This is a genomic window from Psychrobacter sp. SHUES1, from assembly GCF_001652315.1.
Taxonomy (GTDB): Bacteria; Pseudomonadota; Gammaproteobacteria; order Pseudomonadales; family Moraxellaceae; genus Psychrobacter; species Psychrobacter faecalis.
Window position 1 is genome coordinate 1 of sequence record NZ_LXWA01000039.1, and the last position, 16,463, is coordinate 16,463.

Here is a 16,463-nt window from a genome sequence, read left to right on the forward strand (position 1 = left end):
AAATACTCAAATACTCAAATACTCAAATACTCAAATACTCAAATACTCAAATACTCAAAATTATTTTGAGGATCTGTAATAACCTTGTCAAATAAAAATTGTCTGTTATCAAAGTTCCTCTAATATATTCTGTTTAAGTAAGAAAAATATTGATTACGTTTCAGGTGACAGTATTTTAGCCGAATCTTTTATAAACGAATCATTATCGTAACGATGACACAAATACTAGCTTGAGCTTGATTATTAAGGCAGACTTTCCTGCGTATAGCAGAGTTTGTTCTAACTATTCAAACCATTTGCTTCATCTTTAAATGTCTCTACAACCACAGAGAAAATATCGTCCCAAACCTCATCATTTGCCAAAAACGGATAATCTTTCAATAGCTTATTACTTTTAGCACCCTTATTCTGCAGCATGCTACGAATGATTCTATCGGCATAGCTGTTGGGCATCTCAATAATCTCTTTTATCGCCAGTCGTGCATGGTCATGTTGTCTTAGGTACTGTGACTCGTTATGCATCTCTTTTTCAATAACATGCGCAATCAGTCCTGATAAGTACTGAACATGAGGCGTCAGGTCCATAAAGCGCCATGCCGGTTGAATAAGGTGACTGTCTTCAAAATTTAAGTTTGAGCGAATACCATCAGGGTAAGTAATCGCTTGTTTATCAAAGCTGTAATGATCACGGATTTGCTCCATAAGTGGCACGGATACACGGTCTAAAATTTTATCATAGGCATGACGGTCTGAGGGATGCTCAGCGATGGCTTGCGATATAGGTAAGATAATCGGCTCATGAATGATCTGGTCGCGTCTGAGTACATCGTTAATTAGGAAGCGATGTACTCGGCCATTGCCATCCGCTAGCGGATGAATATACACAAAAGCAAAGGAAGCAACCGCACTACGTATCAGTGCCGATTGTCCCTCGGTCTTTTCCATAAATGCCTGTAACCCTTTGAGCTTTTCAGCAATGTCATCAGCAGGTGGCGCAATATAGTGCACAATCTCTTTAAAGCCATTGACCTGAGTATGCGACACAAAAACTGGAGATTGACGGACGCCATACTGCTGGATGACCGTTTTGCTACCAAGTATCTCTTGTTGCAACTCTGCTAGCGACTCAGGATCAAGCGGAATATCGCCCTTGCCGGTACGCCGTGCCATCACATCGGCGAAACGTTCAATACGTTTTAACTCTTTCCCTTCACCTTCTATAGTAAAACTGGCTTTACTCTCTCGTAATGTCATCCATACGGAGGCACGCATCAGTAAGTCTTGCCCAAATTCATCGTTCAGCTTGTCAACCATTGTGGCAATATCGAGTGCAGCGGCTTGCGTAAACAACTCTGTTTTCACCAATTGAGGACAGAAATGACGGGTTCCTGCAAGATTGTCATTGATACGCCAACGAGCATTCTTTATGACATGCGCAGGGCTTGAAGTAACCTGCTTCTTAGCATCTAGAGCATCCACATAGTTACCGCCTAAATTACTCGGTACTGCTAACTGCTGACCCATGAGCCACTCATACAAGAAAGCCATTCTACGGGCATAGCTGCCTGTCGGCTCAGCGTTTACCCATGCTTGTACGTCATCAGCACCTACCTGCTCAAATAGACGAACCAGTAACTCTAAATTCAGTACTTCATGACGCATGTGAAACTGTAAGTGCGCAATGATAGTGTCCAGTGGACGCGCGGTTTCCTGATAAGCGTTATGAATGACGTCACCGTCTTTATAGGTTTGTCTGCGCCCACCGATACTACTGCTGACATATAAAGGGGACACCAGCTCGATGCTGGCATAACGGATAAGCCATGCTGCGCCAATAGGGTCTGAAGTAGGGGTATTCATCATGAGGGGCTCAAGCGATTATAGATAAGCTATTTTGCAGAAAAGCGATTATGAATGCAATATAATGATTATAATGAAGCCTCATTGCATTAAATCGATTTTTATATGACGCTGTGATGTCTTTAGATAAAGATCGAAGGGCGTTTTAAGTGGGCATAATTGAACGAAATTGAATGATGAAAATACACCGTTCTTAACACAGCTACGTAGTAATAGAGTACCTATTTCTGCAAATAAAGCCTTCTTGCCTCGCGTGTAAAGCCTTATATATCAGCTATTTATGAACAAAAATAAAATAAAATACCTCAGCTATGAGCCTGGCTTTAACACCCGGTAAACAGTAGCTACGCCAACACCAACTGCCTTAGCGATTTCCTCTTTTGTCATATTGCCTTGACTGTCTAATTCTCTAATACGATTGTGTTTCGTTGTATTAGGCTTCTTACCGGAGGGCTTATAGCCACTGTTAGCCAATCCCTGCTTGATACGCTCTCTACGCTTGTCGTTATCAAGCTTTGCCATCGTTGCTAATAAGTCGATCAGCATATGGTTAATCACTGTTAGGATCTCACCTGTCATGCCATTATTAACTGTATGCGTCGTTGGTAGATCAGCCACCACCAATCGCAAGCCTTTGTCTTTGATACGCTGCTTTAGAATTGCAAAATCATCTTGAGATAATCGGCTTAATCTATCCACGCTTTCAACCAGTAGAATATCGCCTTGCTCAGCGTCCTTTAGCAGCTTGGCTAATAATGGTCTATCGAGCTTTGTACCACTGAAATGCTCGACGTACTCAACATGGTTATCATCATAACTTGTACTGAAAGCCACCAAATCAGCCAATGCTCTGGTAGCGTCTTGATCCTTAGTGCTGGCTCTCACATAAATACGAACAGTCATAACCCACCTCTATTATTTAGACTTAATAATTAGTGCTCATTGATAATAACAAGATATTACTATCATTTAATAATATAAAAAAGTCTAATGATAGATAGATTATCATTTAAAGGTTTTATGTTTTGGGTATAGGCTAATGATAGGAAAAAAGCACAGCAGCCAGTCTTATAATTCAAAAGTCTGTTATAGATGGTTCCATGCTAACAGTCTGCTTTAAGTAGTCTGTTAATATGTTTGAAGGGTGAGATAGCTGGTTCCGCTAAGGTATACCCTAGGATAATAGGAAATCCATCGCGGATGACAAAACCTGTTTAGCTTTTAAACAATACGGGTTTGTCGATAGTATGTAAGATAAGTTCGAAAAGTGACTAGAGTGTTAGATTATTCATACTGGGTCTGAATTAAAATTTTATTGTGATTAATTTCTGCTCAATGTTATTCATTTGTCGCCATGATGAGTGATGGCGGCTTGTGATTTAGTTAGGAAAAATAATCTTGAGTAATAAGGTACGTTTGTAGCATTTGCAGCAGGGCTTGTTCTAGGCTTCTTTACTTACACTTTCCTGTAAATTCTTTTTTAGTAAATGATCGAATATAAACGGGCCAAAAGGTAAGAGTGAGCCGAGTACGCCCGCAGGTATTGCCCAAAGAGGCATTTTCATTTTGATAGCTGAGCCTATAAGTATTATGATATAGGTAATAAACAATATACCGTGTGCCATACCGATGTATTTCACACCTTCTGGAATGTCCAGCATATATTTTAGTGGCATGGCGATACAGAGCAATAATAAGAAAGAGGTGCCTTCTAGGTAGCCTATAATGGTAAGGCTTTTTAATGCGGCACTTTGTTTTTTTCTAAGATTATGTATTTGTTTGATAGTTAGCTGAGCATGTGACACTATATTATCCTTTTGTTATTTCAATAAATAATTTAGGCGGTATTCAATGTCTTTATAATAATGGCCCTGTCCAGAGCTTTGAAGTACTGGTTTTTGTCATCTACCACTTAGCACGTCACGCCTTCGTCTAGCCACTTCAAAATCATCCTGCGTTCACTCGCATACAATTATGCATTGGGTTTTGGGATATAGAATGAGAGAGTATTTGTATTAATCATATATCACCTTCCAGTTCGCATTTTTATAAACACACTTGAGTATAAAAAGTATCTTTCCGTATAGAGCAGCTATGACGCTAGTTCTTTTTATTTGTACTGATCAATATTCACTTGTTTATTCATTACGCTTACTTTCCAAAAATATCATATCAATTATAATCAACGCTACACCGACACAGACACCTATATCTGCAACATTGAAAATAGGATAATTCCAGACATCAGCATAATGCACATGGATAAAGTCAACCACTTTGCCAATTCTTAAACGATCGATTAAGTTGCCAATCGCACCGCCAAGCACTAAGGCCAACCCCATAGACAATAGCTTGGCTGTACGTGGCGCTTTGATTAAATAAATCGTTAAAAAGATAGCCATTACAAAAGCTAAGCCTGAGAAAAACCATTTCTGCCAACCGCCAGCGTCGGCTAAAAAGCTAAATGCTGCCCCATAGTTATAAGCGAGTGTCCAGTTGAGAAATGGTTCAATGACCGGTACGGGGTCATTGAACGCTAATTTGGTTTGGGCCAACCACTTAGTCCATTGATCAAGTATTAACACCATTATCGCCAACAAATACCAGATAAAAGCGCGACTGCCATTGGCAACCATTTTTGGCATTTTATCCAACTTACCTTTAGGTGTTATCGAGTTGCCTGAAGTCACGTACATAGCTTTAGGCGTATGATTCATGGTTTTAGAGTCAATCGATTGATGAGTACTACTCACAGCTATAGGTACTTTATTGTCAGCAATATTAGTACTAGCCGATTCAACGCTATTCAATTTAGTACTATCTAATCTGTCGGTAGATTCAGTCATAGTTGTTTTCTTTATCTGTGTTTATACAATGAACAATGTTAAACGTATATGTTTTTGGTATACGACTATTAATCGCGCCACTTTTATAAACGGCTCCACTTACCGCTCTGGTGTTATGAAACTTACGGTAATAATTTTTTATTAGGGAATCTGTTGATTGATTTCAACATTAACCTGAGTCTGTTCAGCGCTAATCACTATAGGATTACCCGATAAGTCGCCTGACTCTGCTATGGCATTACCGCTATGACTAATACGAGCAACGACTGCTAACTGAGTTTTGTCACTACGAGCTGAATTTAACGTGCGATCTGGCATCATCGCATCAAGATTGCTTAAGCGGATACTAGCCTCACCTTGCTTGATAATACTAATGGGTAAACGTTTGGCGGCAAACGGTGGACCTCCTTTAACGTCACGTATCGCAACAAACAACACATCATCAGCTTTCACTAACGGTAATAAATTAGCGTTAATTTTCACTGTCACGTCAATACCTTCTAGCGCTTGCTTTTCTTGCGTGCTAACGTAGTTGCTTAACTCATCTAAGCTTGCTAAAGCTTTAGTATGATCACCTGGTTTGGCCACAATGCTGCCTTGTAAGCGTTTAATCCAACCTTGCGCTTGGGCAAAGTTACTACTACGAGTCTCACCCATTGCCATGAGCATTTGAGCCCGTTCATGCTGCGGATTCTTAGCTAATATAGCTTGTAATACACGGCGAATATTGGCGTCTAACTGACCTTCATTAACGAAAAAGCTAGTCTGAGCATAAGTGGTGGCGATTTCTTCATTTTCAGGAGCTAAACGATAGGCACGAGATAAGGCTTCCAGCGCAGAATCAGTTGCCTCCATAGATAAGAAAAGCTCGGATAGGCGCATCCAGCGATTAGGATCATCAGCATTACGATGAACATTGGTTTGCATGGCGCTAATCAACTGACGACCATCTTCAAACGCCCATGATGGCGGCTTGTCAATTTTAGCTGTCAATAGGTCGTCAGCCACTTGTCCTACTTTGTCCTCAGCTGTCCACAAATCAAACACGGGCGTACGATTGCCTATTAGTAAATACGCCATTGCAGCCAATATTGGGATCCAAGCTGCGACAATTAAACGGCTTTTGACATCAGGGGTGACCATAGGTGTTATCTGACGCTGCACATCTAATAGCTGACGCTCCAGTTCCAGCTTTTGATTTTGATAATGGCTATTATTAATAGTACCGCTGTCTTTATCTGTTTGTAGCTCAGCTAAACGTTCGCGAAATACTGCAACATTAATATCTAGCAGTTGATTGTCTATTGGTTTGGACTGCAAACGCGGTGCTCGTAGCCATGGCATAATAGCAATCAGCGCAAATATAAGAGCAATCAGCAAGCTTAGAGTTACAAATAAGCCAAAAGTAGAAAATAGAGTCATTTTTTGTCCTCTAGGCTAGTAATGTCGTGGTCGACACTCTCAGCTTGCGATAATAGACGATCAAGCTCAGCCTTTTCCGTAGAGGTCAAGGCAGCAGTACTGTTCACTGTGACGCCGCTTTGACCACGGGCAACAACTTGGCGACGCTTACTTTGCCAAAACCAACCAATAATTAAGACGAGCAATAATAGTGGTGGAAAAAACCATAGGATCCATGTTGATGGTCGCATAGGCGGCTTGTAGCTAATAAAGTCACCGTAGCGCTCTTGCATATAGACGCGTATTTCAGCATCACTACGTCTATCTTTAATTAAATCATAGACTTTTTGCTTTAGATCCTGTGCAATCGGTGCATCAGAGGCTGCAAGGTTTTGATTTTGGCATTTTGGGCAGCGAAACTCTTCTATTAATCCACGATACTGAGCTTCTTGCTGTGGTGAGTCAAAATCGTATACGTCAATAGCTGCGTTTGCCGTCATGTTAAGCAGACACGCTAGTATTAAGCTTGCTAGTTTTAAAACTATATTGGGTTTTAGTTGAGGAGCTCTTATTCGAGTAACGTTCATTTGCACATCTCCTCAACCTGAATGAGATCAGGACTATCGTTGTTCTTATTAGCCTTATTAAGTACTGTCAGGCACGGCTTAACACGCTGTTGCCAATTGGCTTCATTAATCTCACCAACAATATGCTGACGAATGATGCCATCTCCATCCACAACAAAGGTTTCGGGCGCACCAGTTATGCCTAAGTCTAGAGCAAACTGACCCAATGAATCCTGAATAGACATAGAAAATGGATCACCGCCTCGGTTTAAGTAACTGAGCGCATTACCAATCTCATCCTTATAATTCACACCAACGATATCAACGCCGCGCTCTTCTAGTTGCATTAAAAACGGATGCTCAATAACGCAAGTTGGGCACCATGAGCCCCAAACATTAAGTAAAAACGGCTTATCCGGCAAATTATCATTGGTGATAGTACGGGTAGTATCTGCTAATAACGGCAGCTCAAAGGTAGGAACCGGACGCTCAAGAGCGGTATTGGTCACAATGTCTGTTGGTTTACCTAAGCGCATGTACAATATAACTACCAAACCAAAAAAGAGGATAAGCGGAATTAAGAACCATAGCTTCGTCTGCTTTTTTTTCATTGTCTTTGGGTTACGCTGCTTACTGTTTTGGCTATCTTTTTGCTCAGGAGTATTATTCGACATAGTCATTTATTTCTCCTTTAGTGTCGACATCGTCGATACTGAGATTGCCTGCTCAATAGCTACCTCATTGACTCCATAAGTAGCCAAACTACCAGTAACTAGCAACGGAGCTTTAATTTTTTTGATGCGGTATCGTTTATCAAGCATACTAATTAATCCACCTAGAGCCATGATAATTGCCCCTAACCAAATCCAGCGAATTAATGGTTTTACATAAATCCTTAATGCCCATTGGTTACTACCATCGGCAATAGGTTCGCCCAGTGCGACATAAACATCGCGCATAAGACTGGGGTCAATAGCAGCTTCAGTTGTTGGCATCGTGCTGATAATATAAGTACGCTTTTCTGGAGTCAGTTTCGCCACTTCACGACCGTCTTTGGATACCACCACTTGCGCTTGCGTTGCATCAAAGTTACTACCCTTTATTTCAAAAAATTCAGTTACTTCAAAATCGTAACCTTGAACATTGACTGTATCGCCAATACCCATTGCTACGTCACGCTCAATACTCAGGCTACTAGTAAAGGCTATGCCAATGACAGCAACCAATACGCCAATATGAGCAGTCTGTTGACCCCAATAGCTAAGACGCAGCTGACGCAGACCTTTAAAGAAATTAGGGGCGTTCTTGGTTTTGTCTCTAAAGTCAACGATCATCCATAGCAGTACCCAAAAGCTCACCGCTAAAGTCACGCCAATATTGAACATAGCAGATGGACTGGTAAAGTAGGCGATAATAGCAGCCAATACGATACTACTAGCGGCAATGGCGATACCCACCCCTAGTAACGGACGCTTATCTTGTTTCCAGCGAATATTAGAGCCCATACCCATAGCGATTAACAACAGCCATGTCAAAGGCACAAACAGCGCATTGAAGTATGGAGGCCCTACAGATACCTGACCGAGACTAAAGGCATCAGCGATAATAGGATAGAGGGTGCCGAGCAGCACCACTAAGGTTGCAATCAAAATGATGGCGTTATTGATCACTAAAAAGGACTCACGTGAAATCAGCTGATATTGACTTTCAACGGTTAAACGCCAACCGCGAACGGCAAACATTAATAGACCACTACCGATGATAATGCCAAGAATAGCTAAGATGACCAAACCACGCGTCGGATCAGCGGCAAACGAATGCACTGAGGTAAGGACTCCAGAGCGTACCAGGAACGTGCCAAGCAAGCTTAAGGCAAAGGCGAAAATAGCCAGCATGATGGTCCATGCTTTAAACACCCCGCGCTTTTCAGTGACTGCTAATGAATGCAGCAATGCTAAGCCGACAAGCCAAGGCATAAACGAGGCGTTCTCTACCGGATCCCAAAACCACCAACCGCCCCAGCCAAGCTCGTAGTAGGCCCACCACGAGCCCAGTGCAATACCAATGGTCAAAAATCCCCAAGCCGCGAGCGCCCATGGACGTGACCAGCGTGTCCAAGCAGCATCTAAACGCCCTTCCCACAATGCCGCCATACAAAATGCAAAAGGTACTACCATACCCACATAGCCCATATATAACATGGGCGGATGAATAATCAGACCGAAATCTTGTAGGACAGGATTTAAATCAGCGCCATCGACCGCTAGATTGGGTAAGGTACGCTCAAACGGTGACGAGGTAAATATCAGCATCGTTAGCATCATTAACTGTACACCGGCCAAAATAACTAATACCCGCGCACGCATTGATAACGGCAAGCCGCGACTAAAGTATGATACCAGTGCACACCATGTGGCCATGATGGTCATCCATAGCAGCAAAGAGCCCTCGTGTCCGCCCCATGTCGCCGATAACTTATAGTACCAAGGCAACAGCGTATTAGAATGCTGCGCGACGTAACTGAGGCTAAAATCATTATAATAAAAACCTGCTATCAAAGCGCCAAATGACGTTATCATGGCGGCAAACTGTGCCCAAGCTAGGCTAGGGGCTAGTCGTTGCCAAGCAACTTGGTTACGAATAACACCAATAGTTGGCAGAATTACCTGCAATAACGCCAGTACAAAAGCGGTAAGCAAGGCAAAATAGCCCAATTCTGTAATCAACATACGGTCTAACCTTATTTACTCTAATGCGGTTGCAGTTTACTGTGGCGGTGGAATTTTTATTATTAGAACCCACCCCGAAATCTGCTGCTATCTCTAGTTTTTAATTGATTTCGAAGGGTTTTATTTAACTACTTTAGGCGGATTTACCAGTGGAGGCGCGCCTTTAAAGCGCAGTAAACGTAACGCATTAAGAGTAACGATCACTGTTGCTCCAGCATCAGCTAGAACCGCAATCCATAGTCCAGTAATGCCGAATATGGTCGTGATCAGAAAGACGCCTTTGAGACCTAAAGCGAAAATGACGTTCTGATGAATGTTGCGCATGGTGGCACGTGAAAGTGCGATGAGATGAGCCATGTCCGTAACACGACTTTTTAATAATGCGATATCGGCCGTCTCAATGGCCACATCGGTACCACCACCCATCGCGATGCCAACATCGGCAGTTGCTAGCGCTGGCGCATCGTTAATACCATCACCAACCATCGCTATTTTGCGGTTGTTCTTCATCTCGTTAAGCAGGCGCAGTTTGTCCTCAGGCAACAGCTCAGCTTCCCATTCCACGTCTAAATTACTGGCAAGTGCTTGAGCGGTTAAGCGGTTGTCGCCTGTTAGCATGACGGAGCGCACACCCATCGCTTTGAGCTGAGCCACACCTTCATGAGCGTCGTCTCGTAATTCGTCTCTTAGCGCGATTAATCCAAGCACTTCACGGTTTTGCTCATCGAAAAGAACAGAGACGGTCTTACCCTCATTTTGCAGCGCCTCAATTTGCGCCTGTTGTGTGGATGAAATCAATGCCTCATCGGCTGCGTAAACAGGCGAACCGATAGCTAGCGCGCGCTCCGCGACAGTTGCGTGTACCGCTTTACCGGCAGTTGCAGAAGCATTGAAGGCCACAGGTATGAACACTTTAGCAGCTTCAGCATGACTAACAATGGCTTCAGCAAGCGGGTGACTAGAACCAGTCTCCACACTGGCAAAAAGTGCCAATATCTCATCTTGACCTTGAGAATTCTGACCTTGAATACTTGAGTCCTCTTGTGTAAAGGCAACAACATCGGTCACGCGTGGTTTGCCTTCAGTTAAAGTGCCTGTCTTGTCAAAAGCGACCGTCTTCACTTGGCCGATAGTTTCTAAAGCACTACCGCCTTTGATCAGCAAGCCACGGCGCGCACCAACAGCAAGACCAGAGGCGATGGCAGCGGGTGTTGATAGTACAAGAGCACAGGGACAGGCAATCAGCAACAGTGCTAGACCGCGATACAACCAAGTCGACCAATCTCCACCCATGGCTAACGGTGGAATGATAATAATTAGTGCGGCAATAGCCATCACTGCCGGTGTGTAATAGCGACTGAATTTCTCAATAAAACGGGCAGTGGGTGCTTTGGAGGCTTGGGCTTGCTCTACCAGCTCAATAATGCGCGAAATGGTGTTATCGGCGGCTGTCTTTTCTACGCGCACTTGGAGCACACCATCGATGTTAATTGACCCTGCAAATACATTGTCACCCATCGTCTTGGCAACAGGAACAGACTCTCCCGTCACGGGCGAATCATCAAGGCTGGACGCACCTTGAACAATGGAACCATCAGCAGATACCCTATCTCCAGGACGCACCAGCACAAGGTCATTCACTTGTAATGAAGTCGCTGGAACGTTACGCTGCCCACCTTGAGCATCAAGTAAAATCGCACTTTTCGGAACCAGCGATGATAAGGCTCTGATGCCAGCGCGAGCGCGATCAGCAGCGATACTCTCAAACAGTTCACCGATTGAGAACAAAAAGACAACCGCTGCGGCCTCTTCAGCTTCACCAATGATAAGTGCGCCAAGCACGGCGACGGACATCAGCGTTTCAATTGAAAAGAATGAACCTGTTTTAGCCAGTGCTAAGGCTTTGCGTGCAAATGGAAAAACGCCTACAATCACAGCGATGGCAAACACCCATATCCCATAAGCGGGGAACAGTAGTGACAGTGCATAAGCGCTGCCCATCAAAATACCGAGACCAACAACCTGTTTGCCTTTTTGAGTTTGCCACCACCGCTTATCCTGCGGAGCCATCTGATTGTCGCTGTCAATATCAATAGCCGATACAGTTTGTTGACCAGTATTGGCAGATATACCGAACCCTAGGCTTTTGATGGTTTTTTCAATATCACTAGCCTGAGTCGGCGCACCAGGGGCTAAATTTAGCTCTAGCGTTTCTGTAGCGAAATTCAGCTCAACATCAGAAACCCCAGGCATACGTTTCAAAGCTGTTTCAATCTTGCCGATGCAACTGGCACAGTCCATACCTTCAATATGATATTTCATAATAATTTACCCTTTGAATAATGATATTATGAACCCTATAGTGGCTTTAGAGTCAAGGTTATTTATCTACAGTTTCGTAATTTTAATTTCTCTAGCGCTAGTCTTTACAGCCACTTTAATTATTTAAATCATAGAGGTTGTTATGACAATCAAAATTGGTGAGCTCGCTAAACGCACAGGTGCCACAGTAGAAACCATTCGCTATTATGAAAAAGAGCGTTTATTACCCGAGCCTTTTCGTAGCGAAGGGAATTATCGTTTATATAATGAAGAGCACATTGAGCGTCTACAATTTATCCTACATTGCCGTACGCTCGATATGGCTTTAGATGATGTGCGAATCTTACTTGAATACTGGGAGTCGCCTGACAAGGACTGCGGCGATGTGAATAACTTGCTAGATGAGCACATTCATGCTGTGGAAATACGAATGGAAGAACTGATGCACTTAAAGCATCACTTGACCGTTTTACGCCAGAAATGTGCAAGTAGTGCACCAGCGTCATCATGTGGCATTTTAAACGCGCTTGTCGATAACTCCTGTCATGAGTAATGATATCAGTAGTGTTCATTTCTGACGGATCAAATCATGAAAGGTTAAATACGCCCTGATGTTAAGCACAAAAAAACCCAGCAATGATAGTAAGATCACTACTGGGTTGGAGAAAAGCAATAAATATGTTGTGCTGACTTCTCAGGTCTTATTTATCATTCATAGCAAGGTAGATATTACGATCTGATGCGGATGCGTCATCCACATATTTTGAATCACGCCATGTCGTATAAGCATAGACACCACTGTATGGGCTGATGCTGTTCTGACGGAAGTCAGAAATCCAATTTGTACCATCGAAAATTTGAATATGGCCATGTGGACGCTTTGATGAGCGATCATAGACAATAACATCACCTACTTGGGTTGGCATATCATTGCTGATTTTGCTGAAACCTGCTTTCTCAAGTGTGCCACGAGTGGCGTACTGATAGGCTGAAGGATTGGGTGTAAATTCATAACCAGCTGATTGTAGTGCTTTACGTACGTAACGGGCACAATATCCAGAGCTGCCAGATAAAGCCACTTTTGAGGCGCGAGCAGCAGCGATAGCGGGGGCTGAATTGCTGTCAGGAACCTTATTGACTTGCTGCTGTTGTTTTTCAGCGTATAAGCGGCTGTTTAATGATGAAAGCTGATTCTCTTTTTGCTTGGCCTGCGCACTTAGGTTGCTAATTGCTTGACTAATTTCATCATTATTAGAAACATAAGCACCACTTTTGGTGCTATAGATGTTTTTTGATGAACCGTAGTTTGATGCCACAGAAGTATTGGTGATGGTATTATTTGTTTGAGAGATTGTGATAGCAGCACCACTCGTTTGTGCTATGCCCATACCCAGTACTGACAAAATCAATAAAGCCTGTTTCATAAATCTAATACCTACGGTTAATTCAAAATCGTCTGTTATCAACAACAGCGCAGTCAATTAAATCTCAACAACACAAGTATATATACGTCATAGTGACTGATACTTCTGCTGCATATTATTCATATAAAAAATAATTATTGGCGATCACAGCTCATTGAAGTCTTACGAAGCTGTTACAAATCAAGCTGCTGACCAAAACACAAAGCCGACTTTAGCATAGGCTGTTTAGCCTGTCATCACCCTTAAAAACCCCAAAAATACTTTTTTGATGTTGAAAAAATTGCTAATATCCCACATTTTACAATGTAAGTTTGTGTAACATGTACAGAATATAGCTGACTAGATTGACCACAATTTCTACTGTTTTATAAGCAAAAAAACGTCTGAGGGTTAAATCTATAATTTAGATTTAACCCTCAGACGTTTTTCTATTGGATGAAGTAATTACCCTATATAGGGTCTAACTAATTATTAAGATAATATAATAATTTATAATATTAATATAGATGCTAATTCCCTACTAGCTTATGTAATATTACGTAATTGTTTCGATACATCCTGTATATTCTTGTATTAACCCTTAGTCATTTATCTATTTTAAGGGTTAATAACCGATAAATTCGCTTACATTGTCATCAAAAGTTACAAATTCAAAGTTATTTTTAATTTTAAAGTCGCAATAGCTAATGAATTTTTTGATGAAGAATCATTTTATAAGCAATAGAACAGTCTTATACCTACCTCATTTACTTTTAACGCTAACACTATAATCAAAGTATTCTTAACTGCTAACACACTATAATTGCTGCTCTACCGATTCAATATCAGCATAAACTTGGGTTGTCCCGTCTTTATTGAGCTGCATAACCTGATAGGGCATGAATTTATTTTGATACTCCATACCTGGGCTACCAATAGGCATGCCAGGTACGGCAAGACCCATAGCTTGTACTGGCGGATTTTCTAAAAACTGCGCCATATATTTAGCGGGTACATGACCTTCAAAGACGTAACCATCCGTAGTGACTACAGTATGGCAAGAACGCATTTCATTTGGAACGCTGTAGCGCTCTTTAAATACGGCTAAGTCCGCAACATCTTGCGCGGTTGCACTTAGACCATTATCTTCTGCATGACTTATCCATTCTTTACAGCAGCCGCAATTGGCATCTTTATAGACAGTGGCTGATACGTTTTTTAGTAAGTCTGGTTTACTTACTGATGTCATCATAGAATTATTTATAACGTTTGGTTCAGCTGTCTTTGGAACAGCCAAAACATCTTCAGTTGATGCCGATGTTGTGCTTGCATCAGATACGCCACTACTCGGTTGGCTACAAGCAAATAGTGATGAGGCGGCAAGTAATACTAACGTACTACGCAACCCCTTAGACAGATAACGATTGAATATAAGACTGGATTTTATTTTTAAGGGGGTCATAGTGCTCTCTCATGTACTGTAGATATTGTGAGCTATAGAAGGTCAAGTAACACTTCATATCGTTTGGTAATGTAGCATAATAACCCATCAAACGGAGTACGTAAATTTATCCATTGAGCAGTGCGGACTGGTATCATAAGCAGTTTTCATTTTGAAATGCTGCCTGTAGTATTAACAGGTCTATCCGAGTTTTGGATTTTGACTAAAAATTCAAAACTCATAATTTTGGATAATTTGCGATGCGCCTGTCTACTATTAATCTACAAAAGCGTTTGAGTACTCACTCAAATCAATTACCGCTATGGTTTACGCTAGTAGCAGCATGGCTTGCAGGGGCTATTTTTTTATTTGCGCTAGCGCCTCATGGGTTCTGGCCGCTAGCAATAGTGTCACCAGCGATTTTATATGCGCTGTTGGTACCAAATATGAGTGGTCGTCGCGCTTTTATTATCGGTGAAGCTTACGGTATGGGGCTATGGTGCGTCGGCGGCTTTTGGCTCTATACTGCCATCCATGATTATAGCGATACTCCAACGTGGCTCGCATTGATTATGATTGGATTGATGGGTCTCGGTATGGGACTGTTTCATGGATTTTTAGCACTAGTCTTTAACCGTATGGTAGGCAAACAACCCTTTTCATTTGCTGCTCTTTGGGTGCTACAAGAATGGTTAAAAACTTGGTTATTCACAGGCTTTCCGTGGCTATTTGTTGGTTATGCATTTACTGAAGAGTATTGGTTATCGTCCTTAGCACCCGTTGCTGGTGTTTTTGCCGTCTCTTTTGTTGCCATACTATTGGCTGCAAGTTTAGTAGAGCTACTGCTTCGACGCAGTAGTTATGCCGTCGTTTCTGTACTGTTATTAGCCATTAGCACATCATTATGGCTGGTCAATCCGCAATGGACAAAACCTAAGGGCACACCTGATCTGTCAGTGTCATTGATTCAAGGTAATATTTCACAAGATATAAAGTGGCTGACGCAATATCAAGTAGAAACGCTAAAGATTTATGCGAAGTTAACGCGCACTGAGTGGGGACGTGATGTGGTGGTGTGGCCTGAATCATCTATTCCGATGTTTCAGGATGAGGCTGCGGGCTTTATTAGTGAAATGATAGAAATGGCCAATGCGACCAATACGACATGGATAACTGGTATCCCTTATAAGGATAAAGCGGCATTCAATGCCAGTACGGATAAGTATCCCCCATTTTACAATAGCGTGATTGCTCGAGGTGTAGAAGCGGAAGGCCTATACAAGAAGCAGCGTCTAGTGCCTTTTGGAGAGTATATTCCATTTGAAGGCGTGCTCGATATTTTCCCAAGTTTGGCCGGTAGTCAGGATATTAAGAGCTATAGTCGTGGTAGTGATCAGCAGTCACCGCTAAAGGTGCGTGAACACAATATAGGGACGGCTATCTGTTATGAGGTAGCTTATCCAGATACCACGCGTAAAAATGCCATCGATACTGACTTTTTGTTGACCGTCTCTAACGATGCCTGGTTTGGCACTTCAGCAGGACCATTGCAACATTTGCAAATGGTACAAATGCGCGCGCTTGAGAACGGGCGCTGGTTTATTCGAGCGACCAATACTGGTGTTACCGCTATCATTAACCATAAAGGTCGTATTGTAAAACGCGCACCGCAGTTTGAGCGTACTGTACTACGTGGTGAGATACAGGCACGGGTTGGTAACACGCCCTTTATGCTTATGGGAAATTATCCTATCTTGATAATAATAACCCTGTTATTACTAATAAGCTATTTTGGCAAAGGTCTAACCACACTTAGAAGACGAGGGTAATAGTAAACTTAATCATAATAATTTAATCAGCGTAAGTTTTTTATTTTTTCTAGGTAACGTCCTAAC

The 16,463-nt window shown here is 42.3% G+C and carries 13 protein-coding genes; 2 read left to right on the forward strand and 11 right to left on the reverse strand.

Translation table 11 applies throughout. The annotated features are described in order from the left end of the window. Positions 1 to 279: 279 nt before the first annotated feature. From A7325_RS04550 to A7325_RS04590, 9 genes are all read right to left on the reverse strand, one after another. Positions 280 to 1,863: a Fic family protein gene (locus A7325_RS04550; RefSeq protein ID WP_082787299.1), complete on the reverse strand. Its 1,584-nt coding sequence runs from the start codon at positions 1,861 to 1,863 to the stop codon at positions 280 to 282. A gap of 306 nt (positions 1,864 to 2,169) precedes the next feature. Beyond that, positions 2,170 to 2,763 carry a recombinase family protein gene (locus A7325_RS04555; RefSeq protein WP_011959997.1) on the reverse strand — a complete coding sequence of 198 codons (594 nt, stop codon included), beginning with the start codon at positions 2,761 to 2,763 and terminating at the stop codon, positions 2,170 to 2,172. Positions 2,764 to 3,302: 539 nt separating this feature from the next. Continuing rightward, complete coding sequence (locus A7325_RS04560) at positions 3,303 to 3,665, reverse strand: DUF3817 domain-containing protein (RefSeq protein ID WP_058023733.1); 363 nt, start codon at positions 3,663 to 3,665, stop codon at positions 3,303 to 3,305. 333 nt (positions 3,666 to 3,998) lie between these two features. After that, on the reverse strand, positions 3,999 to 4,706 hold the full coding sequence (gene lspA, locus A7325_RS04565) for a signal peptidase II (protein WP_037026031.1): 708 nt from the start codon (positions 4,704 to 4,706) through the stop codon (positions 3,999 to 4,001). Positions 4,707 to 4,847: 141 nt separating this feature from the next. Next, on the reverse strand, positions 4,848 to 6,128 hold the full coding sequence (ccmI, locus tag A7325_RS04570; protein ID WP_025643930.1) for a c-type cytochrome biogenesis protein CcmI: 1,281 nt from the start codon (positions 6,126 to 6,128) through the stop codon (positions 4,848 to 4,850). After that, a complete protein-coding gene (locus tag A7325_RS04575) occupies positions 6,125 to 6,607 on the reverse strand; it encodes a cytochrome c-type biogenesis protein (protein ID WP_020443538.1) in 483 nt (160 codons plus the stop codon). Before A7325_RS04575 ends, ccmI begins: the two co-directional genes overlap by 4 nt. An 83-nt stretch (positions 6,608 to 6,690) precedes the next feature. Further along, entirely contained in the window at positions 6,691 to 7,353 is a 663-nt protein-coding gene (locus tag A7325_RS04580; protein WP_011513682.1) for a DsbE family thiol:disulfide interchange protein, read from the reverse strand. Continuing rightward, positions 7,354 to 9,402, reverse strand: coding sequence for a heme lyase CcmF/NrfE family subunit (locus tag A7325_RS04585; protein WP_025643925.1), 2,049 nt, complete (start codon positions 9,400 to 9,402; stop codon positions 7,354 to 7,356). It lies immediately after the preceding gene. 120 nt (positions 9,403 to 9,522) lie between these two features. Continuing rightward, a complete protein-coding gene (locus A7325_RS04590) occupies positions 9,523 to 11,724 on the reverse strand; it encodes a heavy metal translocating P-type ATPase (protein WP_068405065.1) in 2,202 nt (733 codons plus the stop codon). A gap of 142 nt (positions 11,725 to 11,866) precedes the next feature. On the opposite strand from A7325_RS04590, the gene cadR reads away from it, so the two are divergent. After that, a complete protein-coding gene (cadR, locus tag A7325_RS04595) occupies positions 11,867 to 12,277 on the forward strand; it encodes a Cd(II)/Pb(II)-responsive transcriptional regulator (protein ID WP_007394845.1) in 411 nt (136 codons plus the stop codon). A gap of 148 nt (positions 12,278 to 12,425) precedes the next feature. On the opposite strand, the gene A7325_RS04600 is transcribed toward cadR, so the two are convergent. Together A7325_RS04600 and A7325_RS04605 are read right to left on the reverse strand one after the other, a co-directional pair. Continuing rightward, positions 12,426 to 13,148 carry a CHAP domain-containing protein gene (locus A7325_RS04600; RefSeq protein ID WP_068405068.1) on the reverse strand — a complete coding sequence of 241 codons (723 nt, stop codon included), beginning with the start codon at positions 13,146 to 13,148 and terminating at the stop codon, positions 12,426 to 12,428. 796 nt (positions 13,149 to 13,944) lie between these two features. Beyond that, entirely contained in the window at positions 13,945 to 14,589 is a 645-nt protein-coding gene (locus A7325_RS04605) for a DUF411 domain-containing protein (RefSeq protein ID WP_082894290.1), read from the reverse strand. Positions 14,590 to 14,828: 239 nt separating this feature from the next. Between A7325_RS04605 and lnt the strand changes: the two genes are divergently transcribed. Further along, positions 14,829 to 16,397, forward strand: coding sequence for an apolipoprotein N-acyltransferase (gene lnt / locus A7325_RS04610; protein WP_068039556.1), 1,569 nt, complete (start codon positions 14,829 to 14,831; stop codon positions 16,395 to 16,397). Positions 16,398 to 16,463: the final 66 nt, after the last annotated feature.

Bases quoted from the DNA above. Each gene is read 5' to 3' on its own strand.
- A7325_RS04575 (WP_020443538.1), bottom strand. From the start codon at position 6,607: ATGACGGCAAACGCAGCTATTGACGTATACGATTTTGACTCACCACAG.
- A7325_RS04605 (WP_082894290.1), bottom strand. From the start codon at position 14,589: ATGACCCCCTTAAAAATAAAATCCAGTCTTATATTCAATCGTTATCTG.
- ccmI (WP_025643930.1), bottom strand. From the start codon at position 6,128: ATGACTCTATTTTCTACTTTTGGCTTATTTGTAACTCTAAGCTTGCTG.
- A7325_RS04585 (WP_025643925.1), bottom strand. From the start codon at position 9,402: ATGTTGATTACAGAATTGGGCTATTTTGCCTTGCTTACCGCTTTTGTA.
- A7325_RS04600 (WP_068405068.1), bottom strand. From the start codon at position 13,148: ATGAAACAGGCTTTATTGATTTTGTCAGTACTGGGTATGGGCATAGCA.
- A7325_RS04580 (WP_011513682.1), bottom strand. From the start codon at position 7,353: ATGACTATGTCGAATAATACTCCTGAGCAAAAAGATAGCCAAAACAGT.
- lnt (WP_068039556.1), top strand. From the start codon at position 14,829: ATGCGCCTGTCTACTATTAATCTACAAAAGCGTTTGAGTACTCACTCA.
- lspA (WP_037026031.1), bottom strand. From the start codon at position 4,706: ATGACTGAATCTACCGACAGATTAGATAGTACTAAATTGAATAGCGTT.
- A7325_RS04590 (WP_068405065.1), bottom strand. From the start codon at position 11,724: ATGAAATATCATATTGAAGGTATGGACTGTGCCAGTTGCATCGGCAAG.
- cadR (WP_007394845.1), top strand. From the start codon at position 11,867: ATGACAATCAAAATTGGTGAGCTCGCTAAACGCACAGGTGCCACAGTA.
- A7325_RS04555 (WP_011959997.1), bottom strand. From the start codon at position 2,763: ATGACTGTTCGTATTTATGTGAGAGCCAGCACTAAGGATCAAGACGCT.
- A7325_RS04550 (WP_082787299.1), bottom strand. From the start codon at position 1,863: ATGATGAATACCCCTACTTCAGACCCTATTGGCGCAGCATGGCTTATC.